Genomic DNA, 24,499 nt, shown 5'->3' with positions numbered 1-24,499 from the left:
AGCGTCGCTCGCAGGCCCTGCCTGCATTTTACCGGAGTGCCCTCGTGAAGCGTCCCCAGCCCCTTGCCGACGCGCTGGCCGAAGGCCGGCCGCTCATCCTCTCCCGCGTCGCGGACGGCATGGAGGGCATGGTGGTGGCGGACCTCGCCCGGTCCCTCGCCGGGCGCAAAAATGCACCCTGGCCAAGCCTCACCGTCGTCTGCCGCGACGGCCAGCGCATGGCGGCGCTGGAGCGGGGTCTCGCCTTCTTCGCGCCCGAGCTGGAGGTGCTGAGCTTTCCGTCGTGGGATTGCCTGCCCTACGACCGCGCCTCGCCCAACGCCGCCATTGTGGCCCGGCGCATGGCGACATTGGCGAAGCTCGCCCGCATCAAGGGCGGGAATGCGTGCGTCCTGCTCACCACCGTGAACGCCACGGTGCAGCGGGTGCCGGCCAAGGGGCTGGTGGCGGCGCAATCGCTGGTCGCCGCGGCGGGCAACGCCATCGACCTCGACGGTGTGACCCAATGGGCCGAGCAGAACGGCTTCCTGCGCACCCCCACCGTGCGCGATACCGGCGAATATGCGGTCCGCGGCGGCCTCATCGACCTCTATCCGCCGGGCCTCGACGCCCCCATCCGCCTCGATTTCTTCGGCGACACGCTGGAGAGCATCCGGGCCTTCGATCCCGAGACCCAGCGCACCACCGGGCAGCTGCGCTCCCTGGAGCTCGTGCCCATGGCCGAGTTCCAGCTCATGACCGAGACCATGCGCCGCTTCCGCATGGCCTACGTGGCGGAGTTCGGCGCCGCCCGGAAGGGCGATACCCTCTACGAGGCGGTGAGCGAAGGCCGGCGCCATGCGGGCATGGAGCATTGGCTGCCTTTGTTCCACGAGCGCATGGACACCCTGTTCGATTATCTGGACGGTGGCACCCTCCTGCTGGATCCGCTGGCGGAGGAGGCGGCGGGCGAGCGCATCGCCCAGATCGCCGACTATTACGACGCCCGAAAGGGCGGGCAGGAGCTGGCGGGTGGCAGCATCTACAATCCGCTGCCTCCCGACCGGCTCTATCTGACCGGCCCGGAATGGAACAAGCGGATCGCCGAGCTCTCCCTTGCGCGCCTCAGCCCGTTCGCCGCGCCGCAGGGGACACAGGCGCGCATCATCGACCTCGGCGGCGTGCAGGGCCGCTCCTTCGCCGCCGAGCGGGCGGACCCCGAGGCCAATGTCTTCGACGCGGCCATCACCCATGTGCGCGAGCTGCAGAAGTCCAAGAAGGTGATCCTCGCCGGATGGTCCGAGGGTTCGCGCGAGCGGCTGGGCACGGTGCTGGCCGACCACGGGCTCAAGGGCCTCGCCGCCATCTCCCGCTTCGACAGCCTCGCGGCCCTGCCAAAGACCCAGGCGGCGCTCGCCGTGTTCGGGCTGGAGGCGGGCTTCGAGACGCCGGACTTCGCTGTCATCGGCGAGCAGGACATCCTCGGCGACCGCCTCGTGCGCCCCAAGCGCAAGGCCCGCCGGCCGCAGGACGTGCTCACCGAGCTGACCGCGCTCACCGCCGGCGACCTCGTTGTGCATGTGGATCACGGCATCGGCCGCTTCGTCGGCCTGAAGACCGTGGAGGCCATGGGCGCGCCCCATGATTGCCTGGAGCTCCATTATGCCGGCGGGGACAAGCTGTTCCTGCCGGTGGAAAACCTGGAGCTCCTGAGCCGCTACGGCTCGGAGGAGACCGAGGCCCAGCTCGACAAGCTGGGCGGCGGTGCCTGGCAGGCGCGCAAGGCGCGGATGAAGAAGCGCATCCGCGAGATGGCGTCCGAACTCATCAAGATCGCGGCCCAGCGCCAGCTTGGCGAGGCGCCGAAACTGGTGCCCGCCATGGGCCTCTACGACGAGTTCCGCGCCCGCTTCCCCTACGAGGAAACCGACGACCAGGAAGCCGCCATCGACTCGGTGCTGGACGACCTCGCCTCCGGCCATCCCATGGACCGGCTGGTGTGCGGCGACGTGGGCTTCGGCAAGACGGAAGTCGCCCTGCGCGCGGCCTTCGCCGTGGCCCTCTCCGGCAAGCAGGTGGCGGTGGTGGTGCCGACCACCCTGCTCGCCCGCCAGCATTTCAAGACCTTCTCCGAGCGCTTCAAGGGCCTGCCGGTGAACATCGCCCAGGCCTCGCGCATGGTGACGGGCAAGGACCTCACAGCGGTGAAGAAGGGCCTCGCCGACGGCACGGTGGATATCGTGGTGGGCACCCATGCGCTGCTCGGCAAGGCCATCAGCTTCAAGGACCTCGGCCTCGTCATCGTCGACGAGGAGCAGCATTTCGGCGTCTCCCACAAGGAGCGCCTGAAGCAACTGCGCGCCGAGGTGCATGTGCTGACCCTCACCGCAACCCCCATCCCGCGCACGCTGCAACTGGCCATGACCGGGGTGCGCGAGCTTTCCATCATCGCCACGCCGCCGGTGGACCGCCTCGCGGTGCGCACCTTCGTGACGCCGTTCGACCCGCTGGTGGTGCGCGAGGCGCTGCTGCGTGAGCGCTATCGCGGCGGCCAGAGCTTCTATGTGGTGCCGCGCATCGAGGATCTGGCGGAGGTGCGCGAATTCCTGGCCGCATCCGTGCCCGAGGTGAAGGTGGCGGTGGCCCACGGCCAGCTTGCCGCCGGGGCGCTGGAAGACATCATGACCGCCTTCTACGACGGCCAGTACGATGTGCTGCTCTCCACCACCATCGTGGAATCGGGCCTCGACGTGCCCAATGCCAATACCTTGATCGTGCACCGCGCCGACATGTTCGGCCTCGCCCAGCTCTACCAGCTGCGTGGCCGCGTGGGCCGGGCCAAGGCCCGCGCCTATGCCATCTTCACCGTGCCGGCGGCGAGGCCCGTCACCACCCAGGCGGAACGCCGGCTCAAGGTGCTGCAATCGCTGGAGACGCTCGGCGCCGGCTTCCAGCTGGCGAGCCACGACCTCGACATCCGCGGCGCCGGCAACCTGCTCGGCGACGAGCAGTCGGGCCACATCAAGGAAGTGGGCTACGAGCTGTACCAGGAGATGCTCCAGGAGGCGATCGCCCACATCAAGGCCGGCATCACCGACTATGTGGACGACAAGTGGTCCCCCAACATCACCATCGGCATGCCGGTGCTGATCCCGGAGGACTATGTGGCGGACCTCCACGTACGTCTCGCCTTGTACCGCCGCCTCGCGGACATCCAGGAGGATGCGGAGATCGACGCCTTCGGCGCGGAGCTGGTGGACCGCTTCGGCCCCACGCCGGAGGAGGTGGGCCAGCTCCTGAAGCTCACCCAGATCAAGGCGCTCGCCCGCAAGGCCAATGTGGAGAAGGTGGACGCGGGCCCCAAGGGCGTGGTGCTCGGCTTCCGCGACAACGAGTTCGCCGATCCCTCGGGCCTCGTGAAGCTCATCGGGCAGGAGGGAAACCAGGCCAAGGTGCGGCCCGATTTCAAGGTGGTGTTCCTGCGCGACTGGCCCACCGCCGATGCGCGCCTTAAGGGCACGCTGGTGGTGTTGAAGAAGCTCGCCGCGCTGGCCGGCAAGAAGGGACTCTGAGCTTCGCTCCGGCGTGACGCGGCTCGGCACATGAAAAGGCCCGCCGGGGCAGTGCCGCGGCGGGCCTTGGTGTTCTCTGGCTCCGGCGATGACTGGAGCCTTGGGGCCCGAAGCCTTGTTGGAGCCTTGGCCGGCCTACTTGACGCCGAGCACGCCGCCGACAGCGCCGCCCACCGCGCCCACGGTGCCACCGACCACGGCGCCCACGGGACCCGCCGCCTTCTCGCCGGCGCGCGCGCCTTCCTTGGCGCCTTCGCCGGTGCCCTTCACGCCGCCGGACACGCCACCCGTGACGGCACCGCCGACGCCACCCACCGTGCCACCCACGGCGGTACCGACCGGCCCGGCGGCCTTGTCGCCCACTTCGGCACCCTTGCTGGCGCCCTGCTCGGCGCCCTTCACCACGCCCTGCGCCGACACGGCGGTGGGAGCCAGCGCCAGAACGAGGGCTGCCGCGACAATGGTCGTCTTCATGACTGATCCTTTCGTGCTCACACTTCCCGATGGCCGGACGGACGGGCCATCCCGGCCGGGCGCGCGACCTCATGGGGCATTTTGGTCTGCTCTCCCTCTTCAACCATAACGTGCCCGAGGAGCGCCCGCCATGGTGTCAGGGGAGGGATCAGCGGGAGTTGAAGGGACGGGATCCGGCGCAGGCGGGGGCAGCCTGATGCCCAAAAGAAACGGCCGGGCACAGGGCCCGGCCGTTCTCACTCAAGTTGCTCCGCCGCCCGAGCAAACCGGCTGTTGCCGGTTTGCGTTACTCAAAGACTCGCCGGGCGGCGCTGGAGGCTTGCTTTACCTCAGAAGTCCATGCCGCCGCCCGAGCAAACCGGCTTGCCGGTTTGCTCCCTCGCGAAAAAGCCGGGCGGCGTCAGAGGTCTGTTCTACCTCAGAAGTCCATGCCGCCGCCCGGCATGGCCGGGGCCGCGGGGGCGTTCTTCTTCGGCAGCTCGGCGATGAGCGCCTCGGTGGTGATGAGCAGGCCGGACACGGAAGCCGCATCCTGGAGCGCGGTGCGCACCACCTTGGTGGGGTCGATGATGCCGGCCTTCACCATGTCCACATATTCGCCGGTCTGGGCGTTGTAGCCGAAGGTGTAGTCGGCGTTCTCGAGGATCTTGCCCACCACCACGGAGCCGTCGTCGCCCGCATTCTGGACGATCTGGCGGGCGGGAGCCTGGATGGCGCGGCGCACGATCTCAATGCCGGTCTTCTGGTCGGCATTGTCGACCTTGAGGCCTTCGAGGACCTTGATGGAGCGCAGCAGGGCCACGCCGCCGCCGGGCACGATGCCTTCTTCCACCGCGGCGCGGGTGGCGTGCAGGGCATCGTCCACGCGGTCCTTCTTCTCCTTCACCTCGACCTCGGTCGAGCCGCCCACGCGCACCACGGCCACGCCGCCGGCGAGCTTGGCGAGGCGCTCCTGCGCCTTCTCGCGGTCGTAGTCGGAGGTGGTGGTCTCGATCTGGGCGCGGATCTGGGCGATGCGGGCCTCAATGTCGGCCTTCTCGCCGGAACCGTCGACGATGGTGGTGTTCTCCTTCTCGATCACCACCTTCTTGGCGCGGCCGAGCATGGAGAGGTTCACGCTGTCGAGCTTGATGCCGACTTCCTCGGAGATCACGGTGCCGCCGGTCAGGATGGCGATGTCCTGCAGCATGGCCTTGCGACGGTCGCCGAAGCCGGGAGCCTTCACCGCCGCGACCTTGAGGCCGCCGCGCAGCTTGTTCACCACGAGGGTGGCGAGGGCCTCGCCTTCCACGTCCTCGGCGATGATCAGCAGCGGACGGGCCGACTGCACCACCGCCTCGAGCACGGGCAGCAGCTCCTGCAGGCCGGTCAGCTTCTTCTCGTTGATGAGGATGTAGGGCTCCTCGAACTCCACGCGCATCTTCTCGGCATTGGTGATGAAGTAGGGCGAGAGGTAGCCGCGGTCGAACTGCATGCCCTCGACCACGTCGAGCTCGGTCTCGAAGGACTTGGCTTCCTCGACGGTGATGACGCCCTCGTTGCCGACCTTCTTCATGGCCTCGGCGAGGAACTTGCCGACTTCGGCGTCGCCGTTGGCGGAGATGGTGCCGACCTGGGCGATCTCGTCGTTCGAGGTCACCTTCTTGGAGTTGGCGGCCAGATCCTTGACGATGGCGTCCACGGCGAGGTCGATGCCGCGCTTCAGGTCCATGGGGTTCATGCCGGCGGCAACCGCCTTGGCGCCCTCGCGGACGATGGCCTGGGCCAGCACGGTGGCGGTGGTGGTGCCGTCGCCGGCGAGGTCATTGGTCTTGGAGGCGACCTCGCGCACCAGCTGGGCGCCGAGATTCTCGAACTTGTCCTCGAGCTCGATCTCCTTGGCCACCGACACACCGTCCTTGGTGATGCGGGGGGCGCCGAAGCTCTTCTCGATCACCACGTTGCGACCCTTGGGGCCGAGGGTGACCTTCACCGCGTTGGCGAGGATGTCGACGCCGCGCAGGACCTTGTCGCGCGCATCAATGGAGAATTTTACGTCCTTGGCAGCCATGTGGCCTGCTCCTTCAGATTGGGACGAGGGGAGGGGTGAAAGCGGGGACGGTGCGGCGGCTCAGCGCGCGGTCTGCCGGCCCCGGCCGGGCTGCCTGCTCAGGCCGCCTTCTGGGCGTTCGCGGACGCCTCGAGCACGCCGAGGATGTCGCTCTCCTTCATGATCAGGAGATCCTGGCCGTCGATCTTCACCTCGGTGCCGGACCACTTGCCGAACAGCACGCGATCACCCGGCTTCACGTCGAGGGCGACCAACTCGCCCTTCTCGTTACGGGCGCCCGGGCCCACGGCGACGACTTCGCCCTGCTGCGGCTTCTCCTTGGCGGTATCGGGAATGATGATGCCGCCGGCCGACTTCTGCTCAGCTTCGATGCGCTTCACGACCACGCGGTCGTGCAGAGGACGGAAACCCATCGGGGAAACCTCCGGTTGGTTGCTTCAATTCAAGGCGCCGGGCCTTCAGGCACCCGGCCCGATCGCGATCTAAGGGCGGCGTTTTCGTCCCGCAAGGGGGCTCGGCAAAAAATTTGGCACTCGCCGATATAGAGTGCCAATGCACCGGAAGGGCGTTGAAAATCAAATGGCTACCCAGATTCTGCTCGTTTTTCGCGCGCCCAATCGTTCGCCAGCGCGCCTGTCAGCAGTCCTGCCTGAAGGCTGCTAGAGCATTGTTTTTGCAAACGGAAACCAAACTTTAGCCTTGGCCGGCGGAAACTTTGGAGCCGACAATGGAATTGTCTGGTCCCGACCTGCTTTCGCGGCGGCCGCGAGGCGTCGGGGACAGGGATATGGAGGTGTGCCCCATGGTGTCCCATCCATCCAGGGTGTCGCGGGATTTCGTCCTTCAGATGGAGGGCTACGGCCTTGCCACGGCCGAGATCCTCTACCGGATGCCCGACCATCCCGCCCTTCTTCAAACCTATCTCTGGCAGGAATACGACCTCTGCCCGCGTTTTCCCGAACTCAACAGGTTTCTCGAGTTCTGGCAGCGGGAGATCGAGGGCCGGCTCCACTCGGTGCGGGTGGCCCATAGCGGGCTCATCAAGCCGGCGGAGCTGCGGACCGTGGACGGGATGTTCCTGCTGAACTGACGCCGGCGACGCGGCGCCCCGAGCTGTCGCAACCGGATAACACCCGGCGGACGGCGTGCGCCCCTAACCTTGCCGCTTCGACGCAGGCGCGTTCGCGCTCCTGCGCAACCGGGGAGACGGCAATGGCGGGCAAGCGCATTTTGATGATCGTCGGCGATTTCGGCGAAGACTACGAGATCATGGTGCCCTACCAGGCGCTGCTGGCGGTGGGGCACACGGTGCACGGCGTGTGTCCCGGCAAGACGGCCGGCGACAAGATCGCGACCGCCATCCACGATTTCGAGGGTCACCAGACCTATACCGAGAAGCCGGGCCACCTCTTCGCCCTCAACGCCACCTTCGCCGAGGTGGACGTGGCAAGCTACGACGCTCTGCTGGTTCCCGGCGGCCGCGCGCCGGAATATCTGCGGCTCTATCCGGAGGTGACTGCGGCCGTCCGGCATTTCTTCGAGGCGGGCAAGCCGGTGGCGGCCATCTGCCACGGCGCGCAGATGCTGGCGGCCGCCGGCGTCCTCAAGGGCCGCACCTGCTCGGCCTATCCCGCCTGCCGCCCGGAAGTGGAGCTGGCCGGTGGCACCTATGCGGACATTCCCGTGGATCAGGCCGTCACCGAAGGCAATCTCGTGAGCGCGCCGGCCTGGCCTGCCCATCCGGCGTTCGTTGCCCAGTTCCTTGCCCTATTGGGGACTTCCATCTCGCTTTGAGCTGCCCATCGGGTTATCTGTGAGCGGGGCGGCGAACGGCATGCGTGTAGCGCGGGGGTTGCGCGCATGCCGGGCGCCCCTCGCCTGCCTTTGGCCCGGCACGGGCGCGGACGAGCGGGAGGATGATCCCATGTGCCGTTTGTTCAGCGGGGCCGACCCCGCGCTCTGGATCCAGGAAACCCGGGCGCTTCGCCTCAACGGCTTCAGCACCAGTGTCAGGCTCGAAGCCTTCTTCTGGTCCGTGCTCGAGGACATCGCCGCGCGCGACGGCCTCTCCGTCAATCGCCTGCTGTCGCGGCTGCATGACGAGAAGGCCGAGGCCGGCCGCGACATCGAGAACTTCACCTCTTTCCTCAGGGTCTGCTGCGGGCGCTATCTGGCGCTGCGGGCGCAGGGGCTGGTACCGGAGGAGGGCGCGCTCGCAGCGCTCGACGCCACGGCTGTCCTTCACGCGGAGCGCGATGCGCCCCTTCTGGGCCGCCGCGCGTCGTCCGCAGCCTGAGGGGAATGCGGGGCGGAGGTATCGAATTATGCAATGGGCCCCTGCGACTCCCATGCCCTGACACCGCCGCTTTCCCGATGCTAAGAGTGAAGGTGAGCCATGGAAACGAGGTCCACTTGGATCACCGCACACCCCGAACGTCTGAATTGCTCGCCGCCGTCCTTGCCGCCCAGGAACAGGACAAGGTGGCCATCGGCGACCTCGTGAACGCCTTGCGGAATCGTGCCTTCGGCATTCTGTTCCTCATCTTCGGCATTCCCAACTGCATCCCCATGCCGCCCGGCATCCCGGTGATCTGCGGCATCATCCTGGGCCTCATCGGCCTGCAGATGGTGCTCGGCCGCCAGGAATTGTGGCTGCCCGAGTCCATCGCGAAGCGCACCTTCTCGCGCGCCATGCTGGAGGCCATCGTCACCCGCTCGCGGCCCTGGATCGAGCGTTTCGAGAAGCTGTCGCGCCCGCGCCTGGAGCAGTTCGCCGGCCCCACGGCCCGCCGCGTGGTGGGGGCGACGGTGGTGCTGCTCGGCTTCATCCTGCTGCTGCCCATTCCCTTCCTCGGCAACCTGCCGCCGGGCTTTGCCGTGTGCATCTTCGGCCTCGGCCTCGTGGAGCGGGATGGCCTCGTGATCCTGGCAGGCTTCGGGGCGACGGTGCTGGGCCTGCTCGTCACCGCCTTGATGACCTGGGCCATCTGGCAGGGCGCGATCGCCATCTTCTGATCCTGCCGACGAGCGCGCGATCCGGGCAAGTTGAAGCCACTTGCCCGTGAATCGCCTTCTCATTTCAACACAGAGCACGCAGCCTTTTCCCATGCGCGTCGACGCCTTCGATTTCGATCTCCCGGAGGAGTGCATCGCCCTGCGCCCCGCCGAGCCGCGCGACACCGCGCGCATGCTCGTGGTGCAACCGGGGCGCACGCCAGAGCTTCTTGACCTGCAGGTCCGCGACCTGCCGGATTTCCTCACGGCCGACGACGCCGTCGTGGTGAACGACACCCGTGTCATCCCCGCCGCCCTCGAAGGGGTGCGCGGGCGCGACGGCGGCTCGCACGTGCGGGTCGAGGCCAACCTGGTGAAGCGGCTCGATGCGTCGCGCTGGCAGGCCTTCGCCAAGCCGGGCAAGCGGCTGCGCGTGGGGGACCGGATCCGCTTCGGCGGGGAGGGGCGCTCGTGCCTCCTCGGCACCTTCGATGCCGAGGTGGCGGCGAAGGCGGAGGACGGCTCTCTCGTCCTCGCCTTTGATCTGGCCGGGGCGGCGCTGGACGAGGCGGTGACCGCCGTGGGTCACATGCCCATCCCGCCTTACATCGCCGCCCGCCGCGCCGAGGACGACCGCGACCGTACCGATTACCAGACCCTGTTCGCCCGCGTGTCCGGCTCGGTGGCCGCGCCCACGGCGAGCCTGCATTTCACGCCGGAGCTTCTGGCCCGCATCGCTGCCACGGGGGCAGGGATGCACACCGTGACGCTGCACGTGGGGGCGGGCACCTTCCTGCCGGTGAAGGCGGAGGACACCTCCGGCCATCGCATGCATGCCGAATGGGGCGAGGTGAGTGCGGACACCGCCGCCGCCCTCAATGCCGTGAAGGCCAAAGGCGGGCGCATCTTCACCGTGGGCTCCACCTCCACCCGCCTCATCGAGAGCGCCACGGGGGAAGACGGCCTCATCCGCCCCTTCGTGGGGGAGACGGACATCTTCATCACCCCCGGCTATCGCTTCCGCGCGGTGGACGGCATGCTCACCAACTTCCACCTGCCGCGCTCGACGCTGGTGATGCTGGTGGCGGCCTTCGTGGGGCATGAGGCGCAGAAGCGCGCCTATGCCCATGCCATACAGGCCGGCTATCGCTTCTATTCCTATGGCGATGCGTGCCTGCTTCTGCCAGAAGGCGGGCCATGACGCTCCTCAAGCCTCTGGCCGATACCTTCTCCTTCACCCTGTCCGCCACCGATGGCGCCGCCCGCACCGGCTACGTCTCGACCCCGCGCGGCGTCATCCGCACGCCGGCCTTCATGCCGGTGGGGACGGTGGCGACCGTGAAGGGCCTCTATTTCGACCAGGTGAGGCAGGCGGGTGCGGACATCGTGCTCGCCAACACCTACCACCTCATGCTGCGCCCCGGCGCCGAGCGGGTGGCGAAGCTCGGCGGCTTGCACACATTCATGCGCTGGGACGGGCCGATCCTCACCGATTCCGGCGGCTTCCAGGTGATGAGCCTGTCGAGCCTGCGCAAGATGAGCGAACAGGGTGTCACCTTCCGCTCCCATGTGGACGGCGCCATCCACGAGATGAGCCCCGAGCGCTCGGTGGAGATCCAGGGCCTGCTCGGCGCCGACATCCAGATGCAGCTCGACGAATGCGTGCGCCTGCCCTGCACCGACGAGGACGCCGCGCGCGCCATGCGCCTGTCCCTGCGCTGGGCCGAGCGCTCGAAGCGCGCGTTCGAGGCGCAGCCGAAAGGGCGGGCGCTGTTCGGCATCGTGCAGGGTGGGGCAGTGCCGGCGCTGCGGGTGGAATCGGCCCGGGCGCTGGCGGACATGGACTTCCCCGGCTATTCCATCGGCGGCCTCGCGGTGGGCGAGCCGCAGGAGATCATGCTCGCCATGATCGAGACGGTGGAGCCGCATTTGCCGGCCGGCAAGCCGCGCTACCTCATGGGCGTGGGCACGCCCGACGACCTCTTGGAATCGGTGGCGCGCGGCATCGACATGTTCGACTGCGTGATGCCCACCCGCTCGGGACGCCACGCGCTGGCCTTCACCCGCTTTGGCCGCATCAACCTGAAGAACGCCCGCCACGCCGAGGACCCCCGTCCGCTGGACGAGGAGAGCGACTGCCCGGCTTTGCGCGACTATTCCCGCGCCTATCTCCACCACCTCGTGCGCTGCGAGGAGATGCTGGGAGCCATGCTGATCTCGTGGGCCAATATCCATTACTACCAGCAGCTCATGGCCGGCGCGCGCAAGGCGATCGCCGAGGGGCGGTACGGGGATTATGTGGCGGGCGTCAAGGCGGGCTGGGCGCGCGGGGATATTCCGATGTGGGCGGGGTAGGATGACTTCGTGCCCGGACAAGCGACGGCGAAGCCGGAGCGCTGATCCGGGGAACGAAAGACTGCGCTGCCCCGGCCCAACCCCATTGAATAAACGGACAACCGTTTTATTCTAGCGCCGCTTCCCGCGCGCCGGCTCCGTCCGCGATGCAGAACACAGGGAGCAAGGGAGGGAATTAGAATGCTGCCGAACAGCTCCGCGGATTTCGATTTCGACCTCGGCGAAACCGCCGACATGCTGCGCGACACCGTGCGCGCGTTCTCGGATGCCGAGATCGCCCCGCGCGCCGCCGAGATCGACCGCACCAACACCTTCCCCCGCGACCTCTGGCCCAAGCTCGGCGCGCTGGGCCTGCTCGGCGTCACGGCGGAGGAGGAATATGGCGGCTCGGGCCTCGGCTATCTCGAGCACGTCATCGCCATGGAGGAGATTTCCCGCGCCTCGGCCTCGGTGGGCCTGTCCTATGGCGCGCACTCCAATTTGTGCGTCAACCAGATCAGCCGCAACGGCAATGCAGAGCAGAAGGCGAAATACCTGCCCAAGCTCATTTCCGGCGAGCATGTGGGCGCGCTCGCCATGTCCGAGCCGGGCGCGGGCTCCGACGTGGTTTCCATGCGCACCCGCGCGGAGAAGAAGGGCGACCGCTACATCCTCAACGGCTCCAAGATGTGGATCACCAACGGCCCCATTGCCGAGACGCTGGTGGTCTACGCCAAGACCGACCCCGCCGCCGGCCCGAAGGGCATGACCGCCTTCCTGGTGGAGCAGGGCTTCAAGGGCTTCTCCACGGCGCAGAAGCTGGACAAGCTGGGCATGCGCGGCTCCGACACCGGCGAGCTGGTGTTCGAGGATTGCGAGGTGCCGGAGGAGAACGTGCTCGGCGCCGTGGGCAAGGGCGTCAACGTGCTCATGTCCGGCCTCGACTACGAGCGCGCGGTGCTCGCCGGCGGGCCCACGGGCATCATGCAGGCGTGCATGGATGTGGTGCTGCCCTATGTCCACGAGCGCAAGCAGTTCGGCCAGCCCATCGGCACCTTCCAGCTGATGCAGGGCAAGATCGCCGACATGTATGTGACCATGAACGCCACCAAGGCCTATGTCTACGCCGTGGCCAAGGCCTGCGACCGCGGCGCCACCACCCGCGAGGATGCCGCCGGCGCCATCCTCTACGCCGCCGAGAAGGCCACCTGGATGGCGCTCGAAGCCATCCAGACCCTGGGCGGCAACGGCTACATCAACGATTACCCGACGGGCCGCCTGCTGCGCGACGCCAAGCTCTACGAGATCGGCGCCGGCACCAGCGAGATCCGCCGCATGCTCATCGGCCGCCAGCTGTTCGACAAGACGGCCTGAGGCGCGCCGGCGCGGCGACGGACGCCGTGCGCCATCCTTCGGTTCAGAGCGCGATCCGGGCAAAGGGTTCAATTTGCCCGGATCGCGCTTGAAGCCTCACCACGTATAGCGGATGCCCGCATAGACCGAGCGCCCGTTGCCCGGCTCGAACAGGGCCGAGGTCTGCGTTGCCCTGCCGGTCACGCTGACGGTGGCGATATAGGCCGTGTTGAAGAGATTGCGGGCATCGATATAGGCGGTGAACGGGCCGCCTTTGTCGTAGCCGATGCGGAAATTGAGCAGGGCGTAGGCGGCCGTGTTCAACGTGTTGGCGTCGTCCACATAATAAGGGGTCGGCACCCATTCCACATTGGGTCCGGCATAGAAGCCGCTCGGATGCTTGTAGAGCAGTTCTGCGCGGATGTAGTGCGGCGGAATGCCGGGCAGCTGGTTGTCGCCCCAGACGGGGTCATTGTCGAAGAAGAAGTCGGAATAGGTATAGGCGAGATTGAACCAGACCTTGTCCGGTGCCGCGCCGTGCTCCCAGATCCCCTTCAGCAGCGTGCCGCCGAAGCCGGCTTCCACCCCCTGGTGCACCGTGTAGCCGAGATTGACCACCGTGCACATGCCGGGAATGCTGCTGGCGTCGCACTGCAGCTCGTTCATGACGTTGGAGCGGTAGAGCGAGACATCCCAGGTAAAGTCCTCGCTGCGGCCCCGGCTGCCGATCTCGTAGGTGGTCGCGGTCTGGGCCTTGAGGTTGGAGAGGATGGGGCTCGCGAAATTGGTCAGCTCGGAGAAGGTGGGCACCTCTCCGGAATTGGAGATGTTGCCGAACACCTGCGCTCCCGGCCCCACATCCCACACGACGCCGCCCTTGGGCAGGAACAAGGTGTAGTCCTGCTCGCCGGTTGCGGCGTTGTAGATGCCGGTCCGCTCACGGGTTGCGGTGAGGTACTGGAACGCGCCGACCAGAGCGAACGACCGCGTGAGGTAGAAATTGTCCTCGGCATAGACGGTGGTGGTGGTGGCGTCCTCGCTGGCGGCGAAGGTGAGGGCGCCGGGGTTGCCGTACTGGTTCACGTAGCGCTTGGCGTCGATGTTGCCGATGGCGGTGGTGATGCCGGCGGTGAGGCGGTTGGCGAAGCCCGCGACCTGCCGCTCGTCCACGAGGCGGGCGAAGCCGCCATAGTCCACATACTGGTTGTCCAGCACCTGGAAGATGGGGTGATCGAGGGACTTGTCGGAGACGAAGCCGCCGAACTCCAGCCTGGTGGTGTCGCTGACGACCCAGGCCGACTTGTTGGCGAGCCGGGCCGACTGGATGTTGCGCTGGTAGTCAAGCTTGACGTTGGTGGGGTTGGCGGCCTGCGGATCGGTCAGCGCCGCGGTCTTGGAGACGGCGCCGGGGATCTGCTGCTCGATGTCGTTGGCGTTGAAGAAGAAGCGCGTCTCGAAGGTCTCGGAGGGGCGCCATCCGAAATTGCCGGAGGCGCGCACGGAATCGCCGGCCGAATGCTGGCGGTATCCCCCTGAGGTCAAGGCGGAGGCGGTGATGAAGCCGTCCGCAGTCCCCATGGCGCCGCCGGCGCTCGCCTGGAAGCGGTAGAAATCGAAGCTGCCGGCGTCGATCCGCGCCTCGAAGCCCTTCGAATCGCGGCCCGTGGGCGTCACGAAGTTGATGGCGCCGCCCAGTGCGTTGGCGCCGAACTGGTAGCCGTTCGCGCCCTTGAACACCTCCACATAGCGGAACGCCGTGGGGTCGATCTCCTGGAAATCGCCGCCGCCATCGGCGGAGTTCAGGGGGATGATGCCGTCCTGGAACAGCTGGATGCCGCGCAGGTGGAAATTGCGCGACACGCCCGAGCCGCGGATGGAGAGGCGGGTGTCCTCGCCCCATTTGGTCTGCGCGAACACGCCGGGCACGAAGTCCAGCATGTCCTTGATGGTGAGCGCCCGGCCGTCGCGCCAGGCGGTGTCGGGCACCACCTCGGCGCCGCCCGGGGTACGCTCGATGGCGGCCCGGGCCTGGGCTTCCGTCGCCACGGTGAGGGAGGTGGTGCTGTCGTCGCCGTCCACCTGGACATCCGGGAGGGCCGTCGCCTCCTGTGCCAAGGCTGTTGACTGGCTGGCGCCGATGGGAAGGGCGACGGAAGCGAGCAGGAGGAGAGTGGCGGCGCGCGTGCGTGCGCCATGCGCGGCGAGAGGCGCGCAAGGAAGGTGAGGGGACATGACAGCTCCGTGTGCCGTCGGCGCAGGCCTGCGCGCGGCGCAACTGTGAAGGGCCGGAAGGTTCGGGCGAGAGGCGACAGATCACGCGACCACCAGCCCGCGCCGCAGGCTGATCGGGACGCGTGGCGTGTTCTGTCGGTTCAGGGGCGCGCGGGCGGACCGGTCATATCGACCGGACAGGCCCCCGATCCCTGGAGCAGCTCAGGCCGCAGCCGGGGGCGCGCGGGGACGAGCCTGCTCGCGCGCCGGGAGGAGCGGGGCCGCGAGGTGGCCGCGCAGGGCCGACGCCGCGACCTGGAGCGGCGCGGCCGGCAGCGGCAGACGGGGCGGCACCGCCAGCAGCGGCACGCTGCCGGCCGCCGGACAGAGAAAGCAGTGCAGGCTCCGCACCACTCCTTGGGCGGGGCCGTCGTCCGTATCGGCCGTGTCGTGGGCGGCGCCGATGCAGAGGACCGCCCCGGCTTCGGTCGGAGCCGCCATGGCGCCAGCGGCAAACGCGCCGACCATCCCCTGGGCAAGCACCAGGTAGGCAAGCGTCCAGGCCAGGACCAGTCGGGCAAGTGAAAGACGGGCAAGTGAAAGGCGGGCAAGTGAAAGGCGGGCAAAAGAATAGCGGGCAGGAGGCCGTGGGCCGGGCATCGGGCGCGTGAATATCGCGCGCGACCAACCGCCGGCATGGACAAGCCACGCCGCGATCCGCGGATGATCGTGTGCCGGAAGCCCCACCTTTTCCCCCGGATACCAGGCGCCGCGACGGGCTTGCGCTCCAACTTGATGAGAGAGAACGCGTTGAGGTTCGTCCGCGCCGGACAGGCCCCATCTGTCGCGGCCGAACCACTAGCCTTTCGTCGCGGAAGGCTAAGCGGTGCGCCTTGGCATTGAGAAGGGCATTGCCCTGCGGCATGCCGCCGCTAGACGCAAAAAGGTCATCAGGGTTAGCTTCGCCGCCGAATGGGCTTATAACAATCGAAGCCAGCCAGCCCCGTTGCCCGGGATCGCCAGCAAATCTTGCAAATCTGATTGGTGACGCGCGATGCCCGTTCGCATGATGTCGTGCACGCTGTTTTGGCGTGGCTTGTTCAAGGTACCCGCGGGTGCCGCTTTGCTTTTCCTTGCCCTTGCCTTTTTGCCGGGCGTCTGCCTTGCCCAGCCGGCGACGCCTGCTCCCGCAGAGCAGCCAGCGGTATCCGCCGCCGAAGCGGCGGTTCCGCTTGCACCGCACGCAGAGGCCGCGCCGCACGGCGCAGGCGATCGGGCGGCGGAGCATGTGCCCGCGCCCCAGAGTGCCGCCGTCGATGCGCGCCTGCCCCATGATCTGTCCCCCTGGGGTATGTTCATGGCGGCTGACCTGGTGGTCAAAGCCGTGATGGTGGGGCTCGCCTTCGCCTCCCTCGTCACCTGGACGGTGTGGTTCGCCAAGTCGCTGGAGCTGTTCTTCGCCCGTCGCGCGGTGGCGCGCACCCTCAAGGCGCTGCGCATGGCGCCGACGCTTGCCGCTGCCGCCGCCGCGCTGCCGACGGGCAAGGGGGCGGCGCCCGCCACCGTCAAGGCCGCCCTCGCCGAATGGAACGTCTCCGAGGGGTTGCCGGTGGAGGGCATCAAGGAGCGCGTCGCGGTCTCCCTCGGCCGGATCGAGGCGGGCGCCGGGCGGCGCATGTCGGGCGGCACGGGCGTGCTCGCCACCATCGGCGCCACCGCCCCGTTCGTGGGCCTGTTCGGCACCGTCTGGGGCATCATGAACGCCTTCATCGGCATCTCGAAGGCCCAGACCACCAACCTCGCCGTGGTGGCGCCTGGCATTGCCGAGGCGCTGCTCGCCACCGCCATCGGCCTCGTGGCGGCCATCCCCGCCGTGGTGATCTACAACCTGTTCGCCCGGGCCATCGCCGCCTACAAGGCGCGCCTCTCCGACACCTCGGCCGAGGTGATGCGCCATCTGTCCCGCGATCTCGACCGGGCGGCCAGCGGCATCGAGCCCCGTCGCCTGCGCGCCGCGGCGGAGTGATCCGCCATGGCCGCCAAGCTCGACCAAGGCGGCGGGGACGACCTCGCCGAGAACCACGAAATCAACGTCACGCCCTTCATCGACGTGATGCTGGTGCTGCTCATCATCTTCATGGTGGCGGCCCCGCTCGCCACGGTGGATGTGAAGGTGGACCTTCCCGCGGCCAACGCCCAGCCCCAGCCGCGCCCCGACAAGCCCCTGTTCCTCACCGTGAAGAAGGATCTCTCGCTGGCGCTGGGGGATGAGCCGCTCGCCCGGCCCGCCCTCGCCCAGGCCCTCGACGGCAAGACCTCCGGCGACCGCCAGCAGCGGGTGTTCGTGCGCGCCGACAAGGCCGTGCCCTATGGCGACGTGATGGAGGTGATGAACCTGCTGCGCACCGCCGGCTATCTCAAGGTGGCGCTGGTGGGCCTCGAAGGCGAGCCGGCCGCGCCCGAATCGCCGGCGCCCGCCGCGCCCGCCCCGGTGCCGGGAGGCCGATAGTGAGCGCGGTCCACCACCATCATTGGCACGATTTCGACCGCACCCATCTGCGTGACACCGTGCTGCGGCTTGCCGCGGGGGCTCTGTTCATCGTCGTCGTGCATGCCGCCGCGGTCTATGTGGCGCTGTTCTGGCGCAAGGTGGAGGCCGGGGAGGCGGCGCCACCGGCCGCCATCATGATCGAGCTGGCCCCGCTTGCGGCCAGCGAGGACCAGGTGGAGGACGCCGCCCCCGGGCCGCAGATGGTCCAGGCGCCCGAATCCGTCCCCGACGCGCCCGACGTCCCGGCCGAGGCCGCGCCGCCGCCCGAGCCGGTGGTGAACCAGGTGGCGGAGAAGCTGCCTGAGATCGAGCCGTCGAAGGAACAGGCCGAAGTGGTGCTGCCCAAGCCCGAGCCCAAGAAGGAAGAGGTCAGGCAGCCGCCGAAGCAGAAGGTGGAGCGGCCGAAGAAGGACGCCAAGCCGACGCGCCGCCCGTCTGCTCCCGTCACCACCGCCGCCCCCCGATCGGATGCGCCGGTAGCGCAGTCCACGGCCGCGCCATCGCCGGGCTCGGCGGCGGTCCGCTCGGCGGCGATCGCCGACTGGCGCTCGCGAGCCTTTTCGCACCTGAACCGCTACAAGCGCCCGCAGGGCGGCAATGTGGGGCGGCCGGGGGTTTCCATCTCGCTCAGCCCGTCCGGCTCGGTCACCGGCGTGCGGCTGGTCAGCGCCTCGGGCAACGAGGTGCTGGACCGCGAGGCCGTGGCCATGGCGCACCGCGCCTCGCCCTTTCCCGCACCGCCGGAGGGCAAGCCACTCACGTTCTCGGTAAGCATCAACTTCACGTCGCGGTGAGCACCCGCCCCCTGCGCCGGCTGTCATCTGTAGCCGGCGCAGGGCTGGGCCGTTCCTGCCGCATGCCCCGGCTTTGGACTTCACCGCGACCCTGTGATAAGCGCAGGGTCCGCTCCTGAGGGCCGCTGGAACCGGCGTCCTGCCGGGGTGCCCCGACATTACCGGAGACCTGCCATGGCCTCGCAGGACGCGAACCGCGCCTCCATTTCGGAGGAAATGAACCGCTTCTTCACTGCCCCTCTCGCCGAGAGCGATCCCGAGATCGCCGGCGCGGTGAAGGCGGAGCTGGGTCGCCAGCGCGACGAGATCGAGCTGATCGCCTCCGAGAACATCGTCTCGCGCGCCGTGCTCGAGGCCCAGGGCTCCGTGCTCACCAACAAGTATGCCGAGGGCTATCCCGGCAAGCGCTATTACGGTGGCTGCCAGTTCGTGGACGTGGCGGAGACTCTCGCCATCGAGCGCGCCAAGAAGCTGTTCGGCTGCGCCTTCGCCAACGTGCAGCCCAATTCCGGCAGCCAGGCGAACCAGGGCGTGTTCTTCGCCGTGATGCAGCCGGGCGACACCTATCTTGGGCTCAACCTCGCCGCCGGCGGGCATCTCACCCACGGCTCGCCGGTCAACATGTCCGGCAAGTGGTTCAAGCCGGTGCCCTATACCGTGCGCGAGGACGACCAGCGCATCGACTATGACGAGGTGGCGCGGCTCGCCGACGAGCACAAGCCGCGCCTCATCATCGCCGGCGGCTCGGCCTATCCGCGGGTGATCGACTTTCCGCGCATGCGGGCCATCGCCGACAGTGTGGGCGCCGTGCTCATGGTGGACATGGCCCATTTCGCCGGCCTCGTCGCGGGCGGCGCGCATCCGAGCCCGTTTCCCCACGCCCACGTGGTGACCACCACCACCCACAAGACCCTGCGCGGCCCGCGCGGCGGCATGATCCTCACCAATGACGAGGACCTCGCCAAGAAGATCAACTCCGCCATCTTCCCCGGCATCCAGGGCGGGCCGCTGATGCATGTCATCGCCGCTAAGGCCGTGGCCTTCGGCGAGGCGCTGCGCCCCGAGTTCAAGCTCTATGCGAAGAACGTGGTGGAGAATGCCAAGGCGCTGGCCGAGACCCTGAAGGGCCACGGCTTCAACATCGTCTCCGGCGGCACCGACACCCACCTGATGCTGGTGGACCTGCGCCCCAAGCGCCTCACCGGCAAGACCTCGGAAGGCGCGCTGGGCCGCGCCCACATCACCACCAACAAGAACGGCATCCCGTTCGACCCCGAGAAGCCGTTCGTGACCTCCGGCATCCGCCTCGGCACGCCGGCCTGCACCACGCGCGGCTTCGGGGTGGCCGAGTTCCAGCAGGTGGGCGACATGATCGCCGAGGTGCTGGACGTGCTCTCCCAGAAGGGCACGGACGAGGATTCGCTGGTGGAAGCCGCGGTGCGCGCGAAGGTCTCGGGCCTGCTCGCCCGCTTCCCCATCTATCCCTGAGGGACAAGTGCCAGGAGGGACAGGTGCCAGCGCGTTTTCGCCTCGCGGGTGCCTGTCCACGGGCGACAATGCCTGAGCGCCGGAGAGGGTGAAGCATGCGCTGTCCCTATTGCGGCGGTCTCGACACGCAGGTGCGCGATTCCCGGCCGACGGAAGACAACACCGCCATCCGCCGCCGCCGCATCTGTCCGGATTGCGGCGGCCGCTTCACCACCTTCGAGCGCGTGCAATTGCGCGAGCTGATGGTGCTGAAGCGCTCCGGCCGGCGGGTGCCGTTCGACCGCGACAAGCTCGCCCGCTCCGTGGACGTGGCGCTGCGCAAGCGTCCGGTGGACGGCGAGCGGGTGGAGCGCATGCTGTCCGGCATCGTGCGCCAGCTGGAAAGCATGGGCGACAGCGACATCACCTCCGAGACCATTGGCGAGATGGTGATGGAAGGCCTCAAGCAGCTCGACGACGTGGCCTATGTGCGCTTCGCCTCGGTCTACCGCAATTTCCGCGAGGCCAAGGATTTCGAGCACGCCTTGGCCGAGCTGTCCCAGGAGGGCGAGGTGAAGGGCGAGGTGAAGGGCGAGGGCGCCAGGGACAAGCCGAAGGCCGCCCCCAAGACCCCGCCGCGGGGCGCCGAATGAGCGCCTCTCCCCTGTCCGCCCATCCCGTCACCTCTCCGGAGGAGGACGAGCTGTTCATGGCCGAGGCCCTCAAGGTGGGCCAGACCGGCCTCGGGCGCACCTGGCCGAACCCTTCCGTAGGTGCGGTGGTGGTGCAGCATGTGGACGGCCGCCCGCACATCGTCGGCGCCGCCGCCACCGCCGCCACCGGCCGCCCCCATGCGGAGCCCATCGCCCTCGCCCAGGCGGGGGAGGCGGCCCGAGGTGCCACGCTCTATGTGACGCTGGAGCCCTGCTCCCATCATGGCCGTACCCCGCCCTGCGCCGGTGCGGTGATCGCCGCCGGGGTGCGCCGGGTGGTGGCCGCCATCGAGGATCCCGATCATCGGGTGAAGGGGCGCGGCGTCGCCCGCCTGCGCGCCGCCGGCATCTGGGTGACTGTGGGCGTGGGCGCCGAGCAGGCGCTGGCCGACCATGCCGGCCATATCCGCCGCGTCACCGGGGGCCGGCCCCATGTGCTGCTGAAAATGGCGGTCTCCGCCGACGGCAAGGCGGCCCTTGCCGGGCCGCGTCCGGCGGTGGTTACCGGACCCGAGGCGCGGGCGCGGGCGCATCTCATGCGCGCCCATTCGGACGCCATCCTGGTGGGCCTCGGCACGGTGACGGCGGACGACCCCATGCTCACCTGCCGGCTGGAAGGCCATGAGGACCGCTCCCCGGTGCGCCTCGTGCTCGACAGCGGGCTCGACATACCCCTTGAAAGCGCGCTCGTGCGCACCGCCTGCGATGTCCCGGTCTGGGTGATCGCGGCGGAGGATGCCCCGGCCGAGCGCGCTGCCGCCCTCATGGAGAAGGGCGTCGAGGTGCTGCGCGCCCCGCGCGGCGGCGTGGAGGGGCGGCTGCATCTGCCGGCGGTGCTCAAGCTTCTGGGCCTGCTCGGCATCACCCGGCTGATGGTGGAGGGCGGCCCCACCACCGCCGCGGCCTTCCTGGAGGCTGGCCTGGTGGACGAGGTGGCTGTCTTCCACAGCCCGGTGCTGCTGGGACCGGATGCCTATGATGCCCTGGCCGGCCGTCCGCTCGGCCGCCTTTTCGCCCCCGTGGGCTTCGCCGAGGTGGAGCGCGCCGAGCTTGGCGCCGACCGGCTCGTGCGCTTGTGGAGACGCTGACAGGCCACCACGGACATGCAGTGGGTCTTCGATTGGATTCTGAAAACGGTTGGCGGCGCCGTCACGCGCCATACCGATCCCACCTGCGCGAAGCATCCGGTGCGTGCGCTGATCGGTGCTCTTGCACTAGCCGCGAGCGTGTTCTTCACAATGGCCGGCATGCATCGGGCCGGATGGCTGCCGCCGATGGCGCAAATCCTGTCGGACCTGGGTTGGGCACGGCAGCCTCCACCTGAAGGAGAAAAGTGATGTTCACCGGCATCGTCACCGACATGGGCGATCTTGTCGCCGTGGAGACGAAGGGGGAGGTCAAGACCCTCACCATTGCCACCGCGTTCGAGGCGACGGGCATCGACGTGGGCGCCTCCATCGCCCATGCGGGCGTATGCCTCACCGTCACTTCGGTGACGGCCGGCGGCCCGCGCGGCACGCTCTTCACCGTGGATGCGGCGCCGGAGACGCTGGCGGTCACCACCGTGGGCGGCTGGACCCAGGGCCGGCGCATCAATCTGGAGCGCTCGCTGAAGCTGGGCGACGAGCTGGGCGGCCACATGGTCTCCGGCCACGTGGACTGCACGGCGAAGGTGGTGTCGCGGGAGGATCTGGGCTCCACTACGCGCTTCGTGTTCGAGGTGCCGGAACAGCTTGCCCGCTTCGTGGCGGCGAAGGGCTCCGTGGCCCTCGACGGCACCTCCCTCACGGTGAACACGGTGGAGGGCAACACCTTCTCCTGCCTGCTCATTCCCCACACGCTGGCGGTCACCACCTGGGGGGGCGTGAAGGCGGGGGACACGGTCAATTTCGAGGCGGACCTCATGGCCCGCTATGCCGCCCGGCTTGCGGAGTTCCCCCGGGCCTAGTACGCCTCGCGGCCAATTCCGGCGCCGCGCGGCGCCGCACAGTTCTGGAGACAAGTCCCATGGTCACGACGCGCAGGGAAAGCGCGGGCGACGCCTCGCTCAACGGCGGTTCGCTGGAAGGCGCCCGGGTGCTCATCGTGGAGGGCCGCTATTACGAGGCCCTCGCCGACGAGCTTCTGGCCGGCGCCCGCGCGGTGCTGGAGGCGGCCGGCGTGGAGGTGGAGGTGATCACCGTGCCCGGCGCGCTGGAGGTTCCCATCGCCGCCGAGATCGCGCTGGAGGCCTCCGAGGTCTCCGGCGATGCGGTGGATGCTGTGGTCGGCCTCGGCGTGGTCATCCGCGGCGAGACCTATCATTTCGAGATCGTGGCCGGGGAATCCGCCCGCGGGCTCATGGACCTCGGCATGGCGCATGCGCTGCCGGTGGGCAACGGCATCCTCACCGTGGACACCGAGGCCCAGGCCTGGGAGCGCGCCCGCGTCTCCGAGGGCAACAAGGGTGGCGGCGCAGCGGAAGCGGCGCTCACCCTGCTGCGCCTCAAGCGGCGGCTGGAAGCATGAAGGACGTGAACGCCCCGGCAAAGCCCATGAAGAAGAGCGCGGCCCGCCTCGGCGCGGTGCAGGCGCTCTACCAGATGGACCTCGCCCAGACCCCGCTCAACGACATCCTCGCCGAGTTCGAGAGCCACTGGCTCGGCCAGGAGGTGGAGGGCGTCGAGTTCCCCGAGGCCGACGTGCGCCTGTTCCGCGCCGTGGTGGAGGGGGTGCTGAACGACCAGCGCCGCATCGACCCCATGGTGGACAATGCCCTGACCAAGGGCTGGCCGCTGAAGCGGGTGGAAGCGGTGCTGCGGGCGGTGTTGCGTGCCGGCGCCTTCGAGCTGGCATCCAAGCCCGACGTGCCGGCCCGCGTGGTCATCACCGAATATGTGAACGTGGCCGGCGCCTTCCTCGATCGCGACGAGACCGGCATGGTCAATGCCGTGCTCGACACGCTGGCCCACGATTTGCGCCCCGACGAGTTCAAGGGCAGCTGAGATGGAGGGCGGCGGGGCAGGGGGATCGGGCGAGGATCGCTTCATCGCGCGCTTCCTGCGCCCCATCGCCGGCTCGCCCGCCGCGCTCGGCCTGCTCGACGACGCCGCTCTGCTCACCCCGCCCGAGGGCTGCGACCTCGTCCTCACCAAGGATGCGGTGGTGGCGGGAGTCCATTTCTTCGCCGATGATCCGCCCGCATCCATCGCCCGCAAGGCGCTGCGGGTGAACCTTTCGGACCTCGCGGCCAAGGGCGCCGACCCGCTCGGCGCACTGCTGGCGCTGGCCCTGCCCAAGGACACGCCCGAGGCCTGGATGGAAGCCTTCGCCGCTGCGCTGGGCGAGGATGCGGAGCGCTATCTGTGCCCCATCCTCGGCGGCGATACGGTTTCGACCCCCGGCCCGGTCACCATCACGCTCACCGCTTTGGGCTCGGTGCCGAAGGGGGCGTTCGTGCCGCGCACCGGGGCAAGGCCCGGCCAGTCCCTCCTCGTCACCGGGACCATCGGCGACGCGGCACTGGGCCTGCGGCTGCGGCAGGACGGAGCGGGGGCGGCCTTCGCGGGCCTGAGCGACGAGCAGCGCGGCCATCTCCTGGATCGCTATCTTCATCCCCAGCCGCGGCTCGCCATCGCCCCGGTCCTGCGCCGCTATGCGAAAGCCGCCATGGACGTATCCGACGGGCTGGCCGGTGACGTGGCGAAGATGCTCGCCGCCTCGGGCTGCGGCGGCCGCATCGAGGCGCGACGGGTACCCTTGTCGGCTGCCGCTGCGGCGGCCATCGCAGCGGACGGCAGCCTGTTCGCGGCCGCGCTCACCGGCGGGGACGATTACGAGGTGGTGGCCTGCGTGCCCCATGCCCTGGTCCACGCCTTCACTGCCGAGGCCGCGAGGGCCGGCGTGCCGGTGGCGCTGATCGGCGAGACGCGGGAGCAGCCCGGCCTTGATGTGACCGATGCCGGCGGCCATGCCCTCAACCTCGGCGCCGGCAGCTTCAGCCACTTCTGAGCCGGTATTTCGGGGGC

General features: G+C 68.8%; 24 protein-coding genes. 19 read left to right on the top strand and 5 right to left on the bottom strand.

Annotated elements, in window-relative coordinates; translation table 11 throughout:
* The first annotated feature begins 44 nt into the window (after positions 1-44).
* Positions 45-3,551, top strand: coding sequence for a transcription-repair coupling factor (gene mfd, locus K9U40_RS00510; RefSeq protein ID WP_282888362.1), 3,507 nt, complete (start codon positions 45-47; stop codon positions 3,549-3,551).
* Between the two features lie 135 nt (positions 3,552-3,686).
* Here mfd and K9U40_RS00505 read toward each other — a convergent pair whose 3' ends face one another.
* The 3 genes from K9U40_RS00505 to groES all read right to left on the bottom strand — a co-directional run bounded on the left by K9U40_RS00505 (position 3,687) and on the right by groES (position 6,488).
* A complete protein-coding gene (locus K9U40_RS00505; protein WP_282888361.1) occupies positions 3,687-4,025 on the bottom strand; it encodes a hypothetical protein in 339 nt (112 codons plus the stop codon).
* A 418-nt stretch (positions 4,026-4,443) separates the two neighbouring features.
* On the bottom strand, positions 4,444-6,075 hold the full coding sequence (groL, locus tag K9U40_RS00500) for a chaperonin GroEL (RefSeq protein WP_282888360.1): 1,632 nt from the start codon (positions 6,073-6,075) through the stop codon (positions 4,444-4,446).
* Positions 6,076-6,173: 98 nt separating this feature from the next.
* On the bottom strand, positions 6,174-6,488 hold the full coding sequence (groES, locus tag K9U40_RS00495) for a co-chaperone GroES (RefSeq protein WP_282888359.1): 315 nt from the start codon (positions 6,486-6,488) through the stop codon (positions 6,174-6,176).
* A 389-nt stretch (positions 6,489-6,877) separates the two neighbouring features.
* Here groES and K9U40_RS00490 point away from each other — a divergent pair, with 389 nt between their 5' ends.
* The 7 genes from K9U40_RS00490 (at position 6,878) to K9U40_RS00460 (ending at position 12,777) form a co-directional block, all read left to right on the top strand.
* Entirely contained in the window at positions 6,878-7,165 is a 288-nt protein-coding gene (locus tag K9U40_RS00490; protein WP_282888358.1) for an usg protein, read from the top strand.
* Between the two features lie 122 nt (positions 7,166-7,287).
* The gene (locus K9U40_RS00485) at positions 7,288-7,869 is read left to right on the top strand and encodes a DJ-1/PfpI family protein (RefSeq protein WP_282888357.1); all 582 of its coding nucleotides are present in this window, start codon (positions 7,288-7,290) and stop codon (positions 7,867-7,869) included.
* Between the two features lie 130 nt (positions 7,870-7,999).
* Positions 8,000-8,371: a ribbon-helix-helix domain-containing protein gene (locus tag K9U40_RS00480; protein WP_282888356.1), complete on the top strand. Its 372-nt coding sequence runs from the start codon at positions 8,000-8,002 to the stop codon at positions 8,369-8,371.
* 116 nt (positions 8,372-8,487) lie between these two features.
* Entirely contained in the window at positions 8,488-9,090 is a 603-nt protein-coding gene (locus K9U40_RS00475) for an exopolysaccharide biosynthesis protein (protein WP_282888355.1), read from the top strand.
* Positions 9,091-9,181: 91 nt separating this feature from the next.
* A complete protein-coding gene (gene queA, locus K9U40_RS00470) occupies positions 9,182-10,270 on the top strand; it encodes a tRNA preQ1(34) S-adenosylmethionine ribosyltransferase-isomerase QueA (protein ID WP_282888354.1) in 1,089 nt (362 codons plus the stop codon).
* On the top strand, positions 10,267-11,424 hold the full coding sequence (gene tgt / locus K9U40_RS00465) for a tRNA guanosine(34) transglycosylase Tgt (protein WP_282888353.1): 1,158 nt from the start codon (positions 10,267-10,269) through the stop codon (positions 11,422-11,424). Before queA ends, tgt begins: the two co-directional genes overlap by 4 nt.
* A 180-nt stretch (positions 11,425-11,604) precedes the next feature.
* Complete coding sequence (locus tag K9U40_RS00460) at positions 11,605-12,777, top strand: isovaleryl-CoA dehydrogenase (protein WP_282888352.1); 1,173 nt, start codon at positions 11,605-11,607, stop codon at positions 12,775-12,777.
* Positions 12,778-12,873: 96 nt separating this feature from the next.
* On the opposite strand, the gene K9U40_RS00455 is transcribed toward K9U40_RS00460, so the two are convergent.
* Positions 12,874-14,988 carry a TonB-dependent receptor family protein gene (locus K9U40_RS00455; RefSeq protein ID WP_282888351.1) on the bottom strand — a complete coding sequence of 705 codons (2,115 nt, stop codon included), beginning with the start codon at positions 14,986-14,988 and terminating at the stop codon, positions 12,874-12,876.
* 201 nt (positions 14,989-15,189) lie between these two features.
* Entirely contained in the window at positions 15,190-15,714 is a 525-nt protein-coding gene (locus K9U40_RS00450; RefSeq protein WP_282888350.1) for a hypothetical protein, read from the bottom strand.
* 307 nt (positions 15,715-16,021) lie between these two features.
* Here K9U40_RS00450 and exbB point away from each other — a divergent pair, with 307 nt between their 5' ends.
* The 11 genes from exbB (at position 16,022) to thiL (ending at position 24,482) form a co-directional block, all read left to right on the top strand.
* Positions 16,022-16,993 (top strand): tonB-system energizer ExbB, encoded by a 972-nt coding sequence (gene exbB / locus K9U40_RS00445; RefSeq protein WP_282888349.1) that lies wholly within the window; start codon positions 16,022-16,024, stop codon positions 16,991-16,993.
* A 6-nt stretch (positions 16,994-16,999) separates the two neighbouring features.
* Positions 17,000-17,476, top strand: coding sequence for a TonB system transport protein ExbD (exbD, locus tag K9U40_RS00440; RefSeq protein WP_282888348.1), 477 nt, complete (start codon positions 17,000-17,002; stop codon positions 17,474-17,476).
* Entirely contained in the window at positions 17,476-18,312 is an 837-nt protein-coding gene (locus K9U40_RS00435; RefSeq protein WP_282888347.1) for an energy transducer TonB, read from the top strand. Before exbD ends, K9U40_RS00435 begins: the two co-directional genes overlap by 1 nt.
* Before the next feature lie 174 nt (positions 18,313-18,486).
* Positions 18,487-19,800 (top strand): serine hydroxymethyltransferase, encoded by a 1,314-nt coding sequence (gene glyA, locus K9U40_RS00430; RefSeq protein ID WP_282888346.1) that lies wholly within the window; start codon positions 18,487-18,489, stop codon positions 19,798-19,800.
* Positions 19,801-19,895: 95 nt separating this feature from the next.
* Complete coding sequence (nrdR, locus tag K9U40_RS00425; protein WP_282888345.1) at positions 19,896-20,432, top strand: transcriptional regulator NrdR; 537 nt, start codon at positions 19,896-19,898, stop codon at positions 20,430-20,432.
* Positions 20,429-21,580 (top strand): bifunctional diaminohydroxyphosphoribosylaminopyrimidine deaminase/5-amino-6-(5-phosphoribosylamino)uracil reductase RibD, encoded by a 1,152-nt coding sequence (gene ribD, locus K9U40_RS00420; protein WP_282888344.1) that lies wholly within the window; start codon positions 20,429-20,431, stop codon positions 21,578-21,580. The genes nrdR and ribD overlap by 4 nt, the downstream gene beginning before the upstream one ends.
* Positions 21,581-21,595: 15 nt before the next feature.
* Entirely contained in the window at positions 21,596-21,829 is a 234-nt protein-coding gene (locus tag K9U40_RS00415) for a hypothetical protein (RefSeq protein ID WP_282888343.1), read from the top strand.
* Positions 21,829-22,440 carry a riboflavin synthase gene (locus tag K9U40_RS00410; protein ID WP_282888342.1) on the top strand — a complete coding sequence of 204 codons (612 nt, stop codon included), beginning with the start codon at positions 21,829-21,831 and terminating at the stop codon, positions 22,438-22,440. Before K9U40_RS00415 ends, K9U40_RS00410 begins: the two co-directional genes overlap by 1 nt.
* 59 nt (positions 22,441-22,499) lie before the next feature.
* Positions 22,500-23,000 carry a 6,7-dimethyl-8-ribityllumazine synthase gene (ribH, locus tag K9U40_RS00405; protein ID WP_282888341.1) on the top strand — a complete coding sequence of 167 codons (501 nt, stop codon included), beginning with the start codon at positions 22,500-22,502 and terminating at the stop codon, positions 22,998-23,000.
* A complete protein-coding gene (gene nusB, locus K9U40_RS00400; protein WP_282888340.1) occupies positions 22,997-23,476 on the top strand; it encodes a transcription antitermination factor NusB in 480 nt (159 codons plus the stop codon). Before ribH ends, nusB begins: the two co-directional genes overlap by 4 nt.
* Position 23,477: 1 nt before the next feature.
* The gene (gene thiL / locus K9U40_RS00395) at positions 23,478-24,482 is read left to right on the top strand and encodes a thiamine-phosphate kinase (protein WP_282888339.1); all 1,005 of its coding nucleotides are present in this window, start codon (positions 23,478-23,480) and stop codon (positions 24,480-24,482) included.
* Positions 24,483-24,499: the final 17 nt, after the last annotated feature.

The sequence above is a fragment of the Xanthobacter autotrophicus genome (genome assembly GCF_030015065.1).
GTDB classification, from domain to species: Bacteria; Pseudomonadota; Alphaproteobacteria; order Rhizobiales; family Xanthobacteraceae; genus Xanthobacter; species Xanthobacter autotrophicus_D.
The sequence above is the reverse complement of the archived record's forward strand: the minus strand, read 5'-3'. Positions and strand labels throughout refer to the sequence as shown.

Excerpts from the sequence above, each read along its gene's own strand:
- exbD (WP_282888348.1), top strand. The coding sequence starts at position 17,000 with ATGGCCGCCAAGCTCGACCAAGGCGGCGGGGACGACCTCGCCGAGAAC.
- K9U40_RS00410 (WP_282888342.1), top strand. The coding sequence starts at position 21,829 with ATGTTCACCGGCATCGTCACCGACATGGGCGATCTTGTCGCCGTGGAG.
- K9U40_RS00485 (WP_282888357.1), top strand. The coding sequence starts at position 7,288 with ATGGCGGGCAAGCGCATTTTGATGATCGTCGGCGATTTCGGCGAAGAC.
- groES (WP_282888359.1), bottom strand. The coding sequence starts at position 6,488 with ATGGGTTTCCGTCCTCTGCACGACCGCGTGGTCGTGAAGCGCATCGAA.
- K9U40_RS00415 (WP_282888343.1), top strand. The coding sequence starts at position 21,596 with ATGCAGTGGGTCTTCGATTGGATTCTGAAAACGGTTGGCGGCGCCGTC.
- K9U40_RS00505 (WP_282888361.1), bottom strand. The coding sequence starts at position 4,025 with ATGAAGACGACCATTGTCGCGGCAGCCCTCGTTCTGGCGCTGGCTCCC.
- nusB (WP_282888340.1), top strand. The coding sequence starts at position 22,997 with ATGAAGGACGTGAACGCCCCGGCAAAGCCCATGAAGAAGAGCGCGGCC.
- tgt (WP_282888353.1), top strand. The coding sequence starts at position 10,267 with ATGACGCTCCTCAAGCCTCTGGCCGATACCTTCTCCTTCACCCTGTCC.
- queA (WP_282888354.1), top strand. The coding sequence starts at position 9,182 with ATGCGCGTCGACGCCTTCGATTTCGATCTCCCGGAGGAGTGCATCGCC.
- ribH (WP_282888341.1), top strand. The coding sequence starts at position 22,500 with ATGGTCACGACGCGCAGGGAAAGCGCGGGCGACGCCTCGCTCAACGGC.
- glyA (WP_282888346.1), top strand. The coding sequence starts at position 18,487 with ATGGCCTCGCAGGACGCGAACCGCGCCTCCATTTCGGAGGAAATGAAC.
- ribD (WP_282888344.1), top strand. The coding sequence starts at position 20,429 with ATGAGCGCCTCTCCCCTGTCCGCCCATCCCGTCACCTCTCCGGAGGAG.
- K9U40_RS00455 (WP_282888351.1), bottom strand. The coding sequence starts at position 14,988 with ATGTCCCCTCACCTTCCTTGCGCGCCTCTCGCCGCGCATGGCGCACGC.
- K9U40_RS00490 (WP_282888358.1), top strand. The coding sequence starts at position 6,878 with ATGGTGTCCCATCCATCCAGGGTGTCGCGGGATTTCGTCCTTCAGATG.
- nrdR (WP_282888345.1), top strand. The coding sequence starts at position 19,896 with ATGCGCTGTCCCTATTGCGGCGGTCTCGACACGCAGGTGCGCGATTCC.
- thiL (WP_282888339.1), top strand. The coding sequence starts at position 23,478 with ATGGAGGGCGGCGGGGCAGGGGGATCGGGCGAGGATCGCTTCATCGCG.
- K9U40_RS00460 (WP_282888352.1), top strand. The coding sequence starts at position 11,605 with ATGCTGCCGAACAGCTCCGCGGATTTCGATTTCGACCTCGGCGAAACC.
- K9U40_RS00480 (WP_282888356.1), top strand. The coding sequence starts at position 8,000 with ATGTGCCGTTTGTTCAGCGGGGCCGACCCCGCGCTCTGGATCCAGGAA.
- groL (WP_282888360.1), bottom strand. The coding sequence starts at position 6,075 with ATGGCTGCCAAGGACGTAAAATTCTCCATTGATGCGCGCGACAAGGTC.
- exbB (WP_282888349.1), top strand. The coding sequence starts at position 16,022 with ATGCCCGTTCGCATGATGTCGTGCACGCTGTTTTGGCGTGGCTTGTTC.